Source organism: Parasedimentitalea denitrificans, from assembly GCF_011813015.1.
In the GTDB taxonomy this organism is placed as follows: Bacteria; Pseudomonadota; Alphaproteobacteria; order Rhodobacterales; family Rhodobacteraceae; genus Parasedimentitalea; species Parasedimentitalea denitrificans.
The window spans coordinates 68,663-84,683 of the sequence record NZ_QHLQ01000003.1; the positions used below are offsets into that span (position 1 = coordinate 68,663).

The 16,021-nt window shown below is 55.7% G+C and carries 16 protein-coding genes; 10 read left to right on the forward strand and 6 right to left on the reverse strand.

All coding sequences use genetic code 11. From position 1 onward, the window contains the following. Positions 1 to 23: 23 nt before the first annotated feature. Positions 24 to 1,283, forward strand: coding sequence for a glycerate kinase type-2 family protein (locus DL239_RS04850; RefSeq protein WP_167682870.1), 1,260 nt, complete (start codon positions 24 to 26; stop codon positions 1,281 to 1,283). 92 nt (positions 1,284 to 1,375) lie between these two features. On the opposite strand, the gene hpaR is transcribed toward DL239_RS04850, so the two are convergent. Then, positions 1,376 to 1,810: a homoprotocatechuate degradation operon regulator HpaR gene (hpaR, locus tag DL239_RS04855; RefSeq protein WP_167682871.1), complete on the reverse strand. Its 435-nt coding sequence runs from the start codon at positions 1,808 to 1,810 to the stop codon at positions 1,376 to 1,378. A 113-nt stretch (positions 1,811 to 1,923) separates the two neighbouring features. Between hpaR and DL239_RS04860 the strand changes: the two genes are divergently transcribed. The 7 genes from DL239_RS04860 (at position 1,924) to DL239_RS04890 (ending at position 8,792) form a co-directional block, all read left to right on the forward strand. Next, positions 1,924 to 2,322 (forward strand): 5-carboxymethyl-2-hydroxymuconate Delta-isomerase, encoded by a 399-nt coding sequence (locus tag DL239_RS04860; RefSeq protein WP_167682872.1) that lies wholly within the window; start codon positions 1,924 to 1,926, stop codon positions 2,320 to 2,322. Further along, entirely contained in the window at positions 2,315 to 3,826 is a 1,512-nt protein-coding gene (hpaE, locus tag DL239_RS04865) for a 5-carboxymethyl-2-hydroxymuconate semialdehyde dehydrogenase (RefSeq protein WP_167682873.1), read from the forward strand. Before DL239_RS04860 ends, hpaE begins: the two co-directional genes overlap by 8 nt. A 38-nt stretch (positions 3,827 to 3,864) precedes the next feature. Continuing rightward, positions 3,865 to 4,845, forward strand: coding sequence for a 3,4-dihydroxyphenylacetate 2,3-dioxygenase (hpaD, locus tag DL239_RS04870; RefSeq protein WP_167682874.1), 981 nt, complete (start codon positions 3,865 to 3,867; stop codon positions 4,843 to 4,845). Between the two features lie 104 nt (positions 4,846 to 4,949). Continuing rightward, on the forward strand, positions 4,950 to 6,362 hold the full coding sequence (locus tag DL239_RS04875) for a pyridoxal phosphate-dependent decarboxylase family protein (RefSeq protein ID WP_167682875.1): 1,413 nt from the start codon (positions 4,950 to 4,952) through the stop codon (positions 6,360 to 6,362). Further along, entirely contained in the window at positions 6,362 to 7,213 is an 852-nt protein-coding gene (locus tag DL239_RS04880) for a fumarylacetoacetate hydrolase family protein (protein ID WP_167683048.1), read from the forward strand. The genes DL239_RS04875 and DL239_RS04880 overlap by 1 nt, the downstream gene beginning before the upstream one ends. Next, positions 7,210 to 8,010 carry a 2-oxo-hept-4-ene-1,7-dioate hydratase gene (gene hpaH, locus DL239_RS04885; protein WP_167682876.1) on the forward strand — a complete coding sequence of 267 codons (801 nt, stop codon included), beginning with the start codon at positions 7,210 to 7,212 and terminating at the stop codon, positions 8,008 to 8,010. The genes DL239_RS04880 and hpaH overlap by 4 nt, the downstream gene beginning before the upstream one ends. Positions 8,011 to 8,021: 11 nt before the next feature. Beyond that, a complete protein-coding gene (locus tag DL239_RS04890) occupies positions 8,022 to 8,792 on the forward strand; it encodes an aldolase/citrate lyase family protein (protein WP_167682877.1) in 771 nt (256 codons plus the stop codon). Between the two features lie 166 nt (positions 8,793 to 8,958). On the opposite strand, the gene DL239_RS04895 is transcribed toward DL239_RS04890, so the two are convergent. The 4 genes from DL239_RS04895 to DL239_RS04910 form a co-directional block, all read right to left on the reverse strand. Further along, complete coding sequence (locus tag DL239_RS04895; RefSeq protein ID WP_167682878.1) at positions 8,959 to 10,602, reverse strand: DUF4139 domain-containing protein; 1,644 nt, start codon at positions 10,600 to 10,602, stop codon at positions 8,959 to 8,961. Between the two features lie 273 nt (positions 10,603 to 10,875). After that, positions 10,876 to 11,208 carry a hypothetical protein gene (locus tag DL239_RS04900; RefSeq protein ID WP_167682879.1) on the reverse strand — a complete coding sequence of 111 codons (333 nt, stop codon included), beginning with the start codon at positions 11,206 to 11,208 and terminating at the stop codon, positions 10,876 to 10,878. 676 nt (positions 11,209 to 11,884) lie between these two features. Continuing rightward, complete coding sequence (locus DL239_RS04905) at positions 11,885 to 12,220, reverse strand: hypothetical protein (RefSeq protein ID WP_167682880.1); 336 nt, start codon at positions 12,218 to 12,220, stop codon at positions 11,885 to 11,887. 132 nt (positions 12,221 to 12,352) lie between these two features. Then, complete coding sequence (locus DL239_RS04910) at positions 12,353 to 13,375, reverse strand: aspartate-semialdehyde dehydrogenase (RefSeq protein ID WP_167682881.1); 1,023 nt, start codon at positions 13,373 to 13,375, stop codon at positions 12,353 to 12,355. A 224-nt stretch (positions 13,376 to 13,599) separates the two neighbouring features. Between DL239_RS04910 and DL239_RS04915 the strand changes: the two genes are divergently transcribed. Beyond that, positions 13,600 to 14,745, forward strand: a complete 1,146-nt coding sequence (locus tag DL239_RS04915; protein WP_167682882.1) for a DUF3095 domain-containing protein — start codon at positions 13,600 to 13,602, stop codon at positions 14,743 to 14,745. Positions 14,746 to 14,798: 53 nt separating this feature from the next. Here the strand turns inward: DL239_RS04915 and DL239_RS04920 are convergent, their stop codons facing one another. After that, positions 14,799 to 15,449, reverse strand: coding sequence for a carbonic anhydrase (locus DL239_RS04920; RefSeq protein ID WP_167682883.1), 651 nt, complete (start codon positions 15,447 to 15,449; stop codon positions 14,799 to 14,801). 154 nt (positions 15,450 to 15,603) lie between these two features. Here DL239_RS04920 and DL239_RS04925 point away from each other — a divergent pair, with 154 nt between their 5' ends. Then, complete coding sequence (locus DL239_RS04925; protein ID WP_369410537.1) at positions 15,604 to 15,984, forward strand: hypothetical protein; 381 nt, start codon at positions 15,604 to 15,606, stop codon at positions 15,982 to 15,984. Positions 15,985 to 16,021: the final 37 nt, after the last annotated feature.

Here is a 16,021-nt window from a genome sequence, read left to right on the forward strand (position 1 = left end):
ACGATTGCGGGCACACCTTGGCCATGACTGATCTCCGCGACACCGCCATTACCCTTTTCAATGCCGCAGTAAAACGCGCCAACCCTGCCCGCGCCCTGCGCGATCAGCTTTTGCGCACGCCGTTGCCGCCCCTACCAAACGGCGGTCACACCATCATTATTGCCTTGGGCAAGGCTGCTAGCCCAATGATGCGCCAAGCGTTAGAAATGATCCCAGAGCCACGACAGGCCCTAGTGGTGACCAACCCTGAAAATCTATGCGATATCCCCGGCGCAACCACTATGGCGGGCACACATCCAGTACCTGACGAAGCAAGCGCCGCTGCCGGGCGTGCGGCGATTGACTTGCTCAAGACCGCCACAGCCAAGGACCGCGTTATCGCATTGATCTCTGGTGGAGGGTCCGCTCTGATGGTGTCGCCCGCCCCAGGCCTGACCCTCGCCGACAAGGTCGCCGTCAACGCCTCCCTGCTTGCTTCGGGGCTGAACATCAATGACATGAACCTGATCCGTCAACAGCTCTCAGACCTCAAAGGCGGCGGCTTATTGCGGCATGCGGCCCCAGCCCCGGTCACGACTTATATCTTGTCAGATGTCATAGGCGACGACCTGCGGGCAATCGCATCAGGCCCCACCGTCGGCCCCATCGGCACCCGGGCTGAGGCACGTGACATGATGCAACACGCAGACATCTGGCAGACCGCCCCCGCATCAGTACAAACCCATCTAAGTACAAAAGCGAACGCGCCCGACGACCACCCAGAGGCAAACAACACATTAATCGGGTCTAACCAGCACAGCCTTCAGGCTATGCTGGATGCCGCTATCGACTGGGACGCCCAAGTGGCCAGCGATTCCTTGACCGGCGATGTAGAGCTCGCCGCGCAGTCTGTTGTCGACGCGGCCCTTGCGGCCCCAACTGATCGCCCAATCGCACTGATTTTTGGCGGCGAGACCACCGTGAAAATCAAAGGCACAGGCCTAGGCGGCCGCAATCAAGAACTGGCGCTGCGCGTTGCCAAGTTAGGCGCAGAGCAGCTGAGTGGCGGCTGGCTGTTCTTGTCCGGCGGCACCGATGGGCGCGATGGTCCGACGCAAGCGGCCGGCGGCATTGTTACACCAGATACCTGGGCACAGATCCGCAAATGCGGCGCAAGTCCTGACGCCCTACTGGAAAATAATGATAGCAATGCGGCGCTAGCCGCTGCAGACGCATTGCTAACAACCGGCGGCACCGGAACCAATGTGGCGGATGTGCAGATCTTCCTTCGGCACCCAGACTAACCAGAAATCCACCCCAGTTTCTTTTTGCTAAAAATACTCAATCCACCATTGCTGCTAGATGGCGTCAGTGGCGGTTCCTGCCAGCAACTAGATTACAACTCGATCCCGTCCAGTTCGTTCAACAGGTCCAGCAGTGCCTCATAGCGATCGTCACCCATTTTGGCGCGCGTTTCAGCGACTAACGCAAGACTTGCCTCCAGATTGTTCGCAATGATCGCCTCGCCAGCCGGGGTGATTGTGATCACCTGCTTGCGCCGATCCCGCTCATCCTGTGTGCGGCTGATCATATTTTTATCTTCCAGCTTTTGCAGGATTCGCGTCAGGCTAGGCAACAAAAGACACGCTTGTTCAGCGATTTGGGTTGGATCAATGGCCCCACTTTCCTGCACCACACGTAACACCCGCCATTGCTGCTCTGTCAAATCAACATCACTTAGCAGTGCACGGACAGGTCCCATCACCCGTTCACGCGCACGAAGCAAAGCAATGGGGAGGGAACGGTTGGTCGTCGGTAGAGTTTTTGTCATACTCAATTATCGCCCTACCGGACCATAAAGGCAATTGCTGCCATTAAAATTCCGATATTGACCCGCCACACCGAAATTGCTACACAAGTTAAGTAATTATTCGGAAAGTACACATGCCGCACATCTCACTGGATTACTCCGCCAATCTAGAGCCTCACGTGGATATAGCAGCACTGTGCGACACGCTGCGATGTGCCGCCATCAGAACCGGAACATTTCCGATAGCTGGCGTTCGGGTGCGTGCCTTTGCAGCAACCCACGTCTCAATCGCTGACGGAGCCGCAAAACATGGCTACATCGACATTTCGGTGCGCCTGCGCGGTGGCCGTGATCTGAAAACTAGACGAATAGCAACCCAGGCAATCTTTGGTGCGGCCCGTGAATTTCTAACACCAGCACTGCAACAGCACTCAATCGCCCTGTCGTTTGAAATGCGCGACATCGACCCTGAACTTTCGCCAAAATGCGGAACGATCCGCGATCACCTGACAAAGGTTGAAACCGATGACTGAGTTGAACACAAATATCGGCAAGCTGAACGATTATCTGGAACGGTTCAGCCAGGGTGGCATTCAAAATCTGATTGGCGGCGAAAGCATGTCCGCGATATCAGGCAAGACATTTGAGACGATTTCACCCACAGACAAAAGTGTGATCTGTAACGTTGCCCAAGGAAGTGTTGCTGACATTGACGCGGCTGCACAGGCCGCCAAGGATGCCTTTCCAGCCTGGCGTGATATGCCCGCACTGGAACGCAAAGAGATCCTAATCCGCATTGCCGAAGGGATTGAGGCCCGCGCTGAGGAAATTGCATTCTGCGAATGCTGGGACACCGGGCAGGCACTGCGGTTCATGTCCAAGGCGGCGTTGCGCGGAGCCGAGAATTTTCGCTATTTCGCTGACCAGGTAACCGCAGCACGGGACGGTAAAAACCTGCAGTCCCCCACCCTGATGAACGTCACAACCCGTGTGCCAATCGGACCGGTCGGGGTGATCACCCCGTGGAACACCCCGTTCATGCTGTCGACTTGGAAGATCGCACCTGCCCTGGCAGCTGGCTGTACCGTCGTGCACAAACCCGCCGAATTCAGCCCACTGACGGCCCGTATTCTAATCGAGATTGCACATGAAGCCGGGTTGCTCGCTGGCGTCTGGAATCTAGTGAACGGCTTTGGCGAAGATGCCGGAAAACGGCTGACCGAACATCCCGCGATCAAGGCCATTGCTTTTGTCGGTGAAAGCCGTACCGGGTCGCTGATCACCAAACAGGGTGCGGATACGCTAAAACGAATGCATCTGGAACTGGGCGGCAAAAACCCGGTGGTGGTGTTTGACGATGCCGATCTGGACCGGGCGCTGGATGCGGTGATCTTCATGATCTACTCGATCAATGGCGAGCGCTGCACATCATCCTCGCGACTGTTAGTTCAGGACACCATTGCCGAGGAGTTTCAAGCCAAGCTAGTTGAGCGGGTCAATAACATCCATGTTGGCCATCCGCTGGACCCGAAAACAGAGGTCGGCCCACTGATTGCGCAGGAACATTTCGACAAGGTGACCTCGTATTTCAACATCGCCAAAGAGGACGGCGCGACAATTGCTGCGGGCGGTAAGGTTGTGGGTGACGAAGGCTATTTTGTGCGCCCTACCCTGTTCACCAATGCCAACAACAAAATGCGCATCTCCCAAGAGGAAATCTTTGGACCGGTGTTAACGGCGATCACCTTTGCCACCGAGGAAGAGGCGCTAGAGATGGCCAATGACACCCAATATGGGCTGACCGGCTATGTCTGGACCAATGACCTGAATCGTGCGCTGCGGTTCACCAACCAGCTAGAGGCAGGGATGATCTGGGTGAACTCGGAAAACGTCCGCCATCTGCCCACCCCATTTGGCGGAGTCAAAGCCAGCGGCATCGGCCGCGATGGCGGCGACTGGAGTTTTGACTTTTACATGGAGCAAAAGCACATCGGCTTTGCCCTCGGTCACCACAAAATCCCGCGCCTTGGCGCCTGAACATCACCCGGAAACGCGCGCCTTCGGAGGAGACTTTAATGCCTATTCCCGCCCCCAACCTCTATCCGCCCTTCAACATCGTGCGGCTGTCACATGTTGAATACTGTGTCACAGACCTTGCCGCCTCGAGGGCGTTCTACGTGGACACCTTGGGCCTACAAGTAACCCATGAAGACGACCAGCGCATCTACCTACGCGCGATGGAAGAACGCGGTCATCACTGCATTGTGTTGGTCCAATCCGACAAGGCAGAGGTCGGTGTACTGGGGTTCAAGCTCTATGACGAGCCGGATCTGGACAAGGCAACCGCCTTCTTTGCTTCGCGTGACCTGCCAGTGGACTGGGTGGATCGCCCGCATATGGGACGTTGTCTGCGTACCCGTGATCCATGGGGCATTCCGCTGGAGTTCTATGTCAAAATGGAACGGCTGGTGCCCATTCATCAGAAATACAAACTGTACAACGGTGTGAAGCCGCTGCGCATTGATCACTTCAACATGTTCAGCGCGGATGTAGATGCCTCGGTTGAATTCTACGGTGATATCGGTTTCCGCGTGACCGAGTACACCGCAGATGACGAGAGCGGCAAAACCTGGGCTGCTTGGATGCACCGCAAAGGGGGCGTGCACGACGTGGCCTTTACCAATGGGTTTGGGCCGCGGCTACACCACACCGCGTTTTGGGTGCCGAACCCGTTGAATATCATCGACTTGCTGGATCTGATGTCGACCACCGGATATGTCGACAATATCGAACGCGGCCCCGGTCGGCACGGTATTTCCAACGCGTTCTTCCTGTATGTCCGCGACCCCGATGGGCACCGCATAGAGATTTATTGTTCGGACTATCAGACCTGTGACCCGGATCTGGAGCCGATCAAATGGTCACTGACCGATCCACAGCGCCAGACATTGTGGGGGGCTGCTGCACCGCGCAGCTGGTTCGAGGAAGGATCGACATTTGCAGGGGCCGAGACAAAGCCAAGCGCATTGACGGCACAGCCGATTATTGCACCGTAACAACCATTGTGGACAGCGTCTGACCTTGGGGAGGCGTGAAGCACCTTCCCGGGCGGAAGGTCAGGCGCAGTCTGTGCCCTTGGCACGGACAACAGGAGACTAGCATGAAGTGGGATGAATTTTCCGAGTGGGGCCGTCGCGCCGCAGATTGGGCTCAAGAGTATCACGGTACAATCCGTGATCGGCCAGTGCGGGCACAATCGCAGCCGGGCGATGTCCTGAACGCATTGCCGACATCCGCGCCAGAGTCGCCTGAAGATATGGAAGACGTCTTCAACGATTTTGAGCAGATCGTGATGCCAGGCATGACCCACTGGCAGCACCCCCGGTTCTTTGCCTACTTCCCAACCAATGCAACGCCCGCATCGGTGCTGGCCGAATACATGATCGCCAACCTGTCGGCGCAATGCATGTTATGGCAGACTTCACCGGCGGCAACCGAGCTGGAAACCAGGGTGCTGGATTGGCTGCGTCAGGCCATGGGGCTTCCCGATGCATTCTCAGGCGTCATTCAAGACAGCGCCAGCGGCGCAACGCTTGCCGCGGTTCTGACAATGCGAGAGCGCGCGTTGAAATGGCAGGGCAACAGTCAGGGCTTGCCCGGACAGAAACCACTGCGTGTCTATGCCTCACGCGAAGTGCATACCTCGATTGACCGGGCGATCTGGATTTCTGGCATCGGCGAGGCCAATCTGGTTCGCATCCCGATTATTGGCGAAAACCGCGCCATGGATTCCGCTGCGCTGGAGGCCGCCATTGTAGCGGATAAGGCCAACGGCATGGTCCCGGCCGGAATTGTCGCCTGTGTTGGCGGCACCGGTACAGGCGCAACCGATGACATTGCCGCCGTGAGTGCCATTGCCAAACGGCATGATCTCTATCTGCATGTCGATGCGGCTTGGGCTGGCAACGCGATGATATGCCCCGAATTCCAGCCAATGTGGGCGGGCGCGGAAGAGGCAGATTCGATCGTCTTTAACCCCTACAAATGGATCGGCGGGCAGTTTGACGGGTCGGTCCATTTTGTTCGCTCCCCAGAAGATCTGACGCGCACGCTGGCAATCAGCCCAGAGTATTTGAAGACCCACGGCAAGGATGGGATCGTCAATTATTCGGAATGGTCGGTGCCGCTGGGTCGCCGGTTCCGGGCGCTCAAGCTGTGGTTCCTGATCCGGGCCTATGGGCTGGAGGGGCTGCGCAGCCGCATCCGCAATCATGTGACTTGGTCGCGCGCGTTGCACGACAAGCTGGGTGCAGTTTCGGGTTTTGAGATTGTCACCAAGCCGATGTGGTCGCTCTGGACATTTCGCCATGCGCCAAAGGGTGCGACGGATCTGGATGAGCTAAACCTGCGGCTGGTCACTGCCATCAATGATGATGGGCGTATCTACCTGACCCAAACCCGCGTTGACGGCGTGCTGGCTATCCGGTTCCAGGCCGGTCATTTTGAGGCGACAGAAGACGATGTGATGATGGCCTATGACGTTATCACTGAAATTTCTGAGGGACTGAAATGATGCGCTTTGTCACTTACTCTGCCAACGGCGAAACCTACTATGGGGCGGCGACAGATGCAGGCATGATTGCCCTGTCGCCCGACTTTCCCCAATGGCCCACGATGCGTGACGTGATTGCGGCGGGTGGATTGCCAGATCTGGAAACCGCTGCGCAAAGAAAGGAAGTCACTCACAGTGATTTCACTTATGAGATCCCTGTACCTAACCCCGAGAAGATCCTGTGTGTTGGGGTGAACTTCCCCGACCGCAATGCGGAGTACAAAGACGGGTCAGCCGCACCGAAACACATGTCGCTGTTTCCTCGATTCCCGCGATCGTTCACCGGCGCAGGCCGCCCGCTGATCCGGCCACCAGAAAATCACACGCTGGATTATGAGGGTGAAGTGGCGATTGTCATCGGCAAGGGCGGTCGCCGGATTGCCGCCGAAAACGCCTATGACCACATCGCCGCCCTGACCCTATGCAATGAGGGCACCATTCGTGATTGGGTGCGCCATGCCAAATTCAATGTGACGCAGGGCAAGAACTGGGACAACTCGGGCTCTATCGGTCCGTGGCTGGTACCGTTCACTGATGCGGCGCAATTGGATGATGCCCAGATTGAAACCCGCGTGAATGGCGAGGTGCGGCAAAGCGACAGCCTAAACCGGATGATGTTCCCGATCCGCGAAGAGATCGCCTATATCTCAACCTTTACCACGCTGGTGCCCGGCGACATTATTATCACCGGCACCCCAACAGGGGCTGGTGCGCGGTTTGATCCGCCCAAATATCTGGCACCCGGTGATGTGATCGAGGTTGAGGTCAACGGCATTGGCACCCTGCGGAACACGGTTGAGGATGAGACATGACACCTGACCAACACGCTGAGGCGGCCGAGGCCCTGTTTCGAGCAGAAATCATGGGTCAACAATGTGGACTGCTATCGCTGCGCTATCCGGGGATGACCTTGGATGATGCATATGCCGTGCAAAAGGCGTTGGTTTCACAGAAAATAGCGGCAGGTCGACGGCGGATCGGCTGGAAGATCGGGTTGACCAGCCGGGCAATGCAGGATGCGCTGAAAGTCGACACACCGGACAGTGGGGTGTTGATGGATGACATGCTATTTGAAAATGGCGCGACCGTACCTACCAGACGGTTCATCCAGCCGCGCGTCGAGGCCGAGATTGCGTTTATCATGAAGGCCCCGCTGGCTGGTGCCGATTGCACGCGCGCGGATGTTTTGATGGCAACCGAATGCGTGGCGCCATCGCTGGAGATTCTAGATACCCGCATCCAGCGCGCGGACGCCGCAAGTGGCAAGGCGCGAATTATCACCGATACCATCAGCGACAATGCGGCCAATGCTGGTGTCGTTCTGGGGGTGGAGCGCCACGAAGTTGAAGCTCACGACCTTAGGTGGGCCGGGGCAATCGTCAGCCGCGATGGCACCGTTGAGGAAACCGGATTAGGCGCCGGGGTTTTGAATGATCCGGTGACATCCGTATTGTGGCTAGCGCGACGCATGGCGACCTATGGACAACAGATCGAGGCCGGGGATATCGTTCTGTCGGGGTCGTTTATCCGCCCCATTGAGTGCCCACCGGGCAGTGAGATCTCCGCCGAGTTTGGCCCATTCGGGTCCGTAAATATTGCTTTTGCCTGAAAGGGTTTCTTATGCCTGCCCCCACAAACACGTTTAAACAGGCGCTAGCCGATGGTCAGCGCCAGATCGGTTGCTGGATGAGCTTTGCCGAGGCATCCACGGCAGAGGTGATGGGCACAGCCGGGTTTGACTGGCTGGTGATTGATGGCGAGCACGGCCCGAATGACATTCGGTCGATCCGCGACCAGTTGGTGGCGCTTGCGGCCTCAGACAGTCACCCGGTGGTGCGGGTTCCCGTGGGTGAAACGTGGATCATCAAACAGGCGCTGGATGCCGGGGCGCAGACGGTTTTGATTCCGATGGTGGAAAGCGCCGAGCAAGCGCAGGACATTGTACGGGCCTGTCAGTATCCTCCACATGGGACACGCGGCGTTGGCGCAACGGCGGCGCGGGCGACCATGTTTGGATCGATCAGCGAATACGTTCAGACAGCAGATCAAGAAATCTGCGTTTTGTTGCAGGTGGAGAACCGCGCGGGCATCGCGGCACTGGATGAAATTTTAGAGGTCGAGGGCGTGGATGGTGTATTCATCGGCCCCGCGGATCTGTCGACCGATATGGGATTTCAGGGCAATTCAGCTGCGCCCGAGGTGCAGGCGGTGATCAAGGACGCGCTGAGCCGGATTAAGGCGGCGGGAAAGGCCCCCGGTGTTCTGGGAATCGGTGAGGAAGCGATTCAAGGATATTCCGACATGGATGCGCAGTTCCTGGCCGTTGGGATTGATGTGTTGATTCTGGCGCAAGCCTCTCGCGCTTTGGCAGCACGGTGGAAAGAGACATAGGACCGAAGGGTATGGGCCGAATACTTCTGAAACAAGTGGCGCGTCTGACCTTGGGGAGGCGTAAAGCGCCTTCCCGTTTTGCTGAAGGCAAACCTTCGGTTTGACGGGGAAGATCAGGCGTGGACCGGCAAACCCCCGGGCATAGCAATACCAGTTTCCGTATAGATCAACGCAATTCCCTGCCCTCGGGCCAGCTAAGCGTGGTCTCTAGCCGGATCTTGCGGGTCTCACCCGGCTCCATCGCCAGATCCCAAGCCAGAATACCGCGACGTTTATCAAGGTTTTCCTCGGAAGGGTGTGGTGTGGCGGACCAGGTGATCTCAAGGTCTTCCTGCTCGGTATAAGGCACGCGATCGCGCAATTGCAGCGGCCAAGCCTGATCAGTCAGGTTTTCGATTTCAATCTCGACCTTTTGCACCTGCTCGTTACTGCGCGAGATGATGCCGTGACCGCCTTCGCTTTGGCCCAGAACATCACGGCTGAGCCTTAGCCCCTCGATAGGGCCAAAGCCGATTTCGCCTTCTTGGCCTGCAACCAAACCCTCGAAACTTTCAACCCCGACAAGTTTACCATCGATGTAACGCGCAGCGTATTCAGCCGGGAGCAGTTCCTCGCCAGACGTGTTGGTGAACCGTACAACCCGATAGGCACTTGTGTCCTGCAATGGAACCGCCCTCGCCGTGATTTCGCCCTGCTCGGTCAAAACATCTAATTCAAGACGTAGCGTATCTGCCCCAGAGCTGACAGAGACAGGTTGACCGAACGAATAGGTTACGCCCGGTCCATCGCTCTCGGCGCTCCACATGGAACTTGCTTCTTCCATGACCATGGCCGCTTCAATCAAGGGCTCGCTCATGCTTGCGACAGCAGAGCCATTCCGCGCCATTGGAGGAGACATAAGTACAGGTCCTGGTTCTTCAATGCGGCGATATTGTGAGTAAAGCGGACTAGGGCCTACCTGACCGATGGGCTGAACTGTCGACAGGTGCAAAGTAACATCAGTCCAGTTTTCCCCGGTTCGCTGTCGCACAATCGCACCCCGTTCAATTGCCAACTGAGGGGTATCACCCGTTTCCAACCTCAGGTCATAAACCGGTGTCCAAAAGCTCCCACCTGCGTCAAGATAATTGAGCTGAATGGTTCCATCGGTAGATTCTGGTGCCTCGATATCGACAGCAATAAAGACCCGATCCTCACTTTCCAAATCTATGGCTTCCAGTGCCTGCTCGGCATGGTCCAGCTCGTCCGCTAGATCTCTTAGTTGACGCTCTATCTCTCGCGCATTGATCTCGGCATCCAACGCAATCTGGCTTGCGGCCTCGGCCTCTTGAGAGATCATCCGGCTGATATCACGCAGAACATCTGGTCCCGAATCGGCCAAGCCTTCATTTTCGCCAAGTTTACGCAGAAACCCGATTGAGACATCAGCCGCTGCTGCCTTTAGGCTCGCCCGTTTGGCATTATCCTTGACCGATTGAATGCGCTGCTCAATCTCGTCAATACGGGCCTCGGCCTCTTGGACCCTAGGATCAGTGAATTCACGAGGCGGCGCATATTCATCGCGAAACACGGTGCTGATTTGGCGCGCGCCGGTCAGGTCGATATGCAAGAATTCCAACAGCGCTGTGTCTGGCACCCCCTGCAACACTAACCGATGCTTGCCTGCCGGGATCGCAAAACTGGCTGTTCGTATGATGGCCGCAGTTTCGGGGTACATGGTGACTTCTGTCACTTTACTGGAAACGGGAATGGTGCCGGCCCAAGCTGCTGATGTGGACAACAGGGCGAACAGGGAAAAAGAATAGCGCATAAATGTGACCTCAAATGAACCTGAGGCAAATCTTGCAAGGGGGCTGCCACATTGCAAGCGCAACCTGCGGGTTGTGAAAACTGGTCCTGAAAATGCAAAGGCGCAAGGAAGCAACCCGAAAGCTTCCTTGCGCTTGCATGCCTGAACCTGACCGCCTGCTCTTTTTTTATTATTAGCCTGCTTATTTTTTTAGTTTTGGCTGTTCTAGCTTTCACTGTCTCGTTATCTTTGCTTTTCCAACCGATCTTTTGATACGTCGGCTTGAAGAAAATACTAGGCTGTTACTGCTGCTCGTATGTTTGCGAATTTTGATGTCAGTTGGGCCGAAGGAAACCCAAGGAAGCTGCAAGAGCAAATATCTACGTTGCTGTAGGCGTCTCTTAGGCGGACGCGATTATCAACTTGCTTGAGATAGAAACCCTTGCTGACGAGGCGACGACGCAGATCCAACCAGCTACGTGCCTTGGCGAATTCTTCATAGAGGAACATCCGGAGGGAAACTGCCATTTCTGTATCCCAGCGATTGGTAGCCCGTGCGCTGGCCCACGCGGACTGCTTGAAGGTTACGTCTTGCTCTTCCTGCTCTATGGCGTGTTTAGCGAACATGACGGTCTCCTTCGTGACTGAGTGTCTCTCTATGCTTAATAATGTACCGTGAAACATGGTTAACCGTCGACAGTAGCAAAGGTCGAAGAGCTGTCTCTTTCGCGGCGCACCCTGACCAAAAGGATAGTTTTTGATGCATCATTGGTATGAGGCCGCCTGTTTTCTCAGCCAAATCTGGCGCATTTGAATCCACTGGGGCCTCTGGCAGGAGTAAGACGCCACGAAACTACTCACATCTTCTTTGTGGCTTTGCATTTGGCCAGTTCTGGCAAACGCTATTGGCGAGAGGGTGATCTACTCAGTCCATTGGGGGAGGGATGCAGGCAACCCGATAGTAGCGGACCAGCTCCACTGCGCTATGCCGCAACCGAAGCCTATCGTGAAAAGATCGAGGATTAGGTGAGGGCAAAGGAAAATTACTAGAGAACATAATTGACGTAATGAAACCAGGCGGCGGCGGTTGGCAAGCTTGGCCGATTTTTCGCACCAATCCCAGATAGAAAAAGCGCAAGGAAGCAACCCGAAAGCTTCCTTGCGCTTATATGCCTGAACCTGACCGCCTGCTCTTTTTTATTATTAGCCTGCTGCTTTTTTTGTTGGCCTGTTCAAGGTATTCACTGTCTCGTTGTCTTGGCTTTTCCAACCGATCTTTTTTGCGCCGGTTTTTGGAAAATAATTATGCTGGTACTGCTGCTGCTCGTATGTCTGCGAATTTCGATGTCAGTTGGGCTGATGGGAACCCCAGTTTACGGCAAGAGCAAATATCTACGTTGCTGTAGGCGTCTCTTAGGCGGACGCGATTATCAACTTGCTTGAGATAGAAACCCTTGCTGACGAGGCGACGACGCAGATCCAACCAGCTACGTGCCTTGGCGAACTCTTCATAGAGGAACATGCGAAGGGAGACTTCCATTTCCGTGTCCCAGCGGTTGCTGCTACGAGCGCTGGCCCATGCGGACTGCTTGAAGGTAACGTCTTGCTTTTCCTGCTCTATGGCGTGTTTGGCGAACATGACGGTCTCCTTTGCGTTAAGCTTCCTCTATGCATATTAATTTACCGTAAAACGCCGCTATCCGTCGATACGTGCAAAAGACGAAGGGGCCCCTCTTTCGAGGAGCCCCCTGATCAAAAGGATAGTTTTGGATTAACCTTTCTTGAGAACTTCCCGTCCCAAAAGCTCGGCAATCTGTACTGCGTTCAGGGCTGCGCCCTTGCGCAGGTTGTCGGAAACACACCATAGATTCAAACCGTTATCGATGGTGCTATCCTGACGGATACGGCTGATGAAGGTGGCAAAATCACCGACACATTCCAATGGGGTCACATAACCACCATCTTCGCGTTTATCGATCACCATGATGCCCGGCGACTCACGCAGGATGTCACGGGCCTCATCTTCGTCCAAGAAGTCTTCGAATTCGATGTTGATCGATTCCGCGTGGCCAACAAAGACCGGGACGCGAACACAGGTGGCTGTGACCTTGATCGCCTTGTCGACAATCTTCTTGGTCTCGGCGACCATCTTCCACTCTTCTTTAGTGGAACCATCGTCAAGGAACACATCAATGTGCGGGATGACATTGAACGCGATCTGCTTGGTGTAGACCTTGGGTTCAACTTCCTGACCGGGGACATACACGCCCTTGGTCTGGTTCCACAGCTCATCAATTGCGTCTTTGCCCGAGCCAGAAACCGACTGGTAAGTCGAGACCACAACACGTTTGATCTTGGCACGGTCATGCAGCGGCTTCAGCGCGACAACCATCTGCGCGGTCGAGCAGTTGGGGTTGGCGATGATGTTCTTCTTGGCATAGTCGTGGACAGCCTCGGGGTTCACCTCGGGCACGATCAGCGGGATATCCGGATCGTAGCGGTACAGCGACGAGTTATCGATCACCACACAGCCCGCTGCTGCGGCCTTGGGTGCGTACTCTTTAGTCGCGTCGGAGCCTACGGCGAACAGAGCCATGTCCCAACCGGTGAAATCAAAGGTGTCGAGATCCAGGGTTTTCAACGTTCGCTCACCAAAGCTGACCTCAGTTCCCAATGATCTTCTGCTTGCCAAAACGGCAAGTTCATCAACTGGAAACTGGCGCTCAGCCAGGATGTTCAGCATTTCACGGCCCACGTTGCCCGTGGCGCCGACGATTACGACGCGATAACCCATACGATCTCTCCAAAAATAAAGCCGGCCCTATGACCGGCTGCGGTCTCATATAGGGAAACCACCCCGCCGGAAAGGTCAGAAGCGCGATCAGCCACGTATACTGGTATATATATGCCCAATTGCCTGTTTTTTACGCAGTCATACCGTCAAGACCGAGGGCTGCCAGTGGACCCGCAGGCAAATTCGGCTAGGCTATTCACAGTGGTTGGTGGCATGGAAGACCTATGGGAACGTACACATTCTATGATGACCTGCCTCGCAGAGATAGATTCGCTGACCTCGCGCAATCCGACACCTTTACTCCGCTGCCGCAGGATTGGCTGGTCGGGTGTTGTGATATTGTCGATTCCACCGGGCTGATTGCCGCAGGGCAATACAAGACAGTGAACATTATTGGCGCCTCGGTGATCTCGGCATTGATCAACGCAATGCAGGGGCGTGCGTTTCCCTATGTGTTTGGTGGCGATGGAGCATCGTTTGCTATTCCCCCTTCTGAGCAAGACAACTGCCACGCGGTTCTATCTAACCTGCGCAGCTGGGTCAGTGCCGAATTCGGTGTCGAGCTGCGGGCCGCCCTGTTGCCTGTCGAATGGGTCCTCGCCGAAGGGTTAGAAGTTAGTGTCGCACGTCACGCGGTATCTGCGGATGTGGATTACGCCATGTTCAGCGGGGGAGGCATGGCCTGGGTCGAACGACAAATGAAGGTCGAAGGGTTTTCCGTTCCCCCATCCGAGCATATCACACCTCCAGACCTGACCGGTTTGTCCTGCCGTTGGAACAACATCAAGGCACGTAATGGCACTATTCTTTCCTTGGTCATGCTGCCGCGCGATAATGGTGAAAACCACGAATTCTCGCGTGTGGTTACCGACGTGCTGGCACTGGCAGCACAATTGGAACGCAGCGGACACCCGGTGCCACAAGATGGCCCGCCGCTGGGGTATCCGCCTCCAGGGTTGGCACTAGAAGCCCATGTATCACGCGGGGGCAGTCCACTAGGCCTGCGCAAAATCCGCTTACTGGTGAATACCGCAATAACAGGGTTGATCATGTGGAGTGGCAAGAGGTTCGGGTCGTTTGATCCGGTTCAGTATCGCGCCATGCTAAGCACCAATGCCGACTTCCGAAAGTTTGACGACGGGTTGAAGATGACCCTCGACTGCGATGCCAGCACCCGCAATCAGTTGCTCGATCTACTGCGGAATGCCAAGGCGGCAGGTCATATTCGCTATGGGCTGCACGAACAGGACGAGGCCATGGTCACCTGCTTTGTTCCGTCAGCTACGCGAGATGATCATGTGCATTTTGTTGACGGTGCGGCGGGAGGCTATACCAGCGCCGCCGCACGTCTCAAGGCTGAGGACGACTAAGTTCTGCCCGCCCGCACTGAGAACCAATGGGGCCGTGCTAGATTGTAAGAAGGTCAGACCTGAGAAAACGAATCCGAGTTCGGGTCATAACATTCCAGACCGCCTTCACCGATGTCAGTCCAGAGACCATGCAGGCTAAGTGAACCATCCCGCACCTTTTCCTCGATGAATGGGAAAGTCATTAGATTCTCAAGTGAGGCAACAACGGACTGGCGCTCAAACTGGCGCGCTTGCTGTTCTTCGTCTTCGATATCTTGCACCAGTTGGAATTTGGGCTTGAGGATATCCATCCAACGCCCAACAAAACTGGTTTTCTCTTCCAACTGCGGTGCCTGGCCCTTGCACATGTCAATGCAGCCCTGAACACCACCACATTGCGAGTGGCCCAAAACGATCAGGTGAGAGACCTGCAGAGCAGTTACAGCGTATTCCACCGTCGCACTTGTGCCGTGGTGGTCGCCGTCGGGCTGATAAGGTGGGACCAAATTAGCGATATTTCTATGTATAAAGAACTCTCCCTGGTCGGCTCCAAAGATCGAAGTGACGTGTACACGGCTGTCACAACATGAGATAACCATGGCACGCGGACGCTGTCCTTCGGTCGCTAAACGGCGGTACCACCCCTTATTTTCCTCATAAGACGTGGCTTTCCAGCCGTGGTAGCGCGTCACAAGATAAGCGGGGAGAGGCTTAGCAAATTCCATGGGTCGATCCCTGAGTTGTTAGGTCGGTGGGCTATTATCCTGTATTGTTAGCAAATTCGAGAGATATGATCACCCCGTAGAAACCTTTTGAAAACCAGTAGAACGCAGTGTTGGTCCCGTACCGTGGGGGTACAGAAATTTAGGGTGAACTCTGGTGGCTAATATTCTTACTGTAACACACACTGAAACGGTCCGGCTTGATCCGGCCAAACTGAACGAACTGTATGCTCAGCTGGGCGAGGCAGGCGCCGAAGATGTTGTCTGCCGTGCTATTGAAGAGCTGGCTGTGCGGCTGTCGCACTGCGAACGGTTGTGGCGTCAGGCCGACCTACCGAACCTGCGCAAAAGTGCGCGGTCGCTGGTCGCCATCGCCGATCAGATCGGCATGAGCGCCATGGCTGGAATCGCGCGGGACGTGACCCAGGCGATTGACACCGAAGATCAGCCAGCCATTGCGGCAACGCTGTTCCGGTTGCTTCGCGTAGGCGAACGCTCGTTGACTGCCGTTTGGGAACAACAAGACCTCTCGGTCTGATTTAACAGAACATTTTCGACAGGCGGGGCTTGCGGAC

What these genes read in the sequence shown, in the direction of transcription:
- DL239_RS04895 (WP_167682878.1), bottom strand. Translation starts at nt 10,602, where the DNA reads ATGCGCTATTCTTTTTCCCTGTTCGCCCTGTTGTCCACATCAGCAGCT.
- DL239_RS04875 (WP_167682875.1), top strand. Translation starts at nt 4,950, where the DNA reads ATGAAGTGGGATGAATTTTCCGAGTGGGGCCGTCGCGCCGCAGATTGG.
- DL239_RS04880 (WP_167683048.1), top strand. Translation starts at nt 6,362, where the DNA reads ATGCGCTTTGTCACTTACTCTGCCAACGGCGAAACCTACTATGGGGCG.
- DL239_RS04920 (WP_167682883.1), bottom strand. Translation starts at nt 15,449, where the DNA reads ATGGAATTTGCTAAGCCTCTCCCCGCTTATCTTGTGACGCGCTACCAC.
- hpaD (WP_167682874.1), top strand. Translation starts at nt 3,865, where the DNA reads ATGCCTATTCCCGCCCCCAACCTCTATCCGCCCTTCAACATCGTGCGG.
- DL239_RS04890 (WP_167682877.1), top strand. Translation starts at nt 8,022, where the DNA reads ATGCCTGCCCCCACAAACACGTTTAAACAGGCGCTAGCCGATGGTCAG.
- DL239_RS04905 (WP_167682880.1), bottom strand. Translation starts at nt 12,220, where the DNA reads ATGTTCGCCAAACACGCCATAGAGCAGGAAAAGCAAGACGTTACCTTC.
- DL239_RS04860 (WP_167682872.1), top strand. Translation starts at nt 1,924, where the DNA reads ATGCCGCACATCTCACTGGATTACTCCGCCAATCTAGAGCCTCACGTG.
- DL239_RS04900 (WP_167682879.1), bottom strand. Translation starts at nt 11,208, where the DNA reads ATGTTCGCTAAACACGCCATAGAGCAGGAAGAGCAAGACGTAACCTTC.
- hpaR (WP_167682871.1), bottom strand. Translation starts at nt 1,810, where the DNA reads ATGACAAAAACTCTACCGACGACCAACCGTTCCCTCCCCATTGCTTTG.
- DL239_RS04910 (WP_167682881.1), bottom strand. Translation starts at nt 13,375, where the DNA reads ATGGGTTATCGCGTCGTAATCGTCGGCGCCACGGGCAACGTGGGCCGT.
- DL239_RS04915 (WP_167682882.1), top strand. Translation starts at nt 13,600, where the DNA reads ATGGGAACGTACACATTCTATGATGACCTGCCTCGCAGAGATAGATTC.
- hpaH (WP_167682876.1), top strand. Translation starts at nt 7,210, where the DNA reads ATGACACCTGACCAACACGCTGAGGCGGCCGAGGCCCTGTTTCGAGCA.
- hpaE (WP_167682873.1), top strand. Translation starts at nt 2,315, where the DNA reads ATGACTGAGTTGAACACAAATATCGGCAAGCTGAACGATTATCTGGAA.
- DL239_RS04850 (WP_167682870.1), top strand. Translation starts at nt 24, where the DNA reads ATGACTGATCTCCGCGACACCGCCATTACCCTTTTCAATGCCGCAGTA.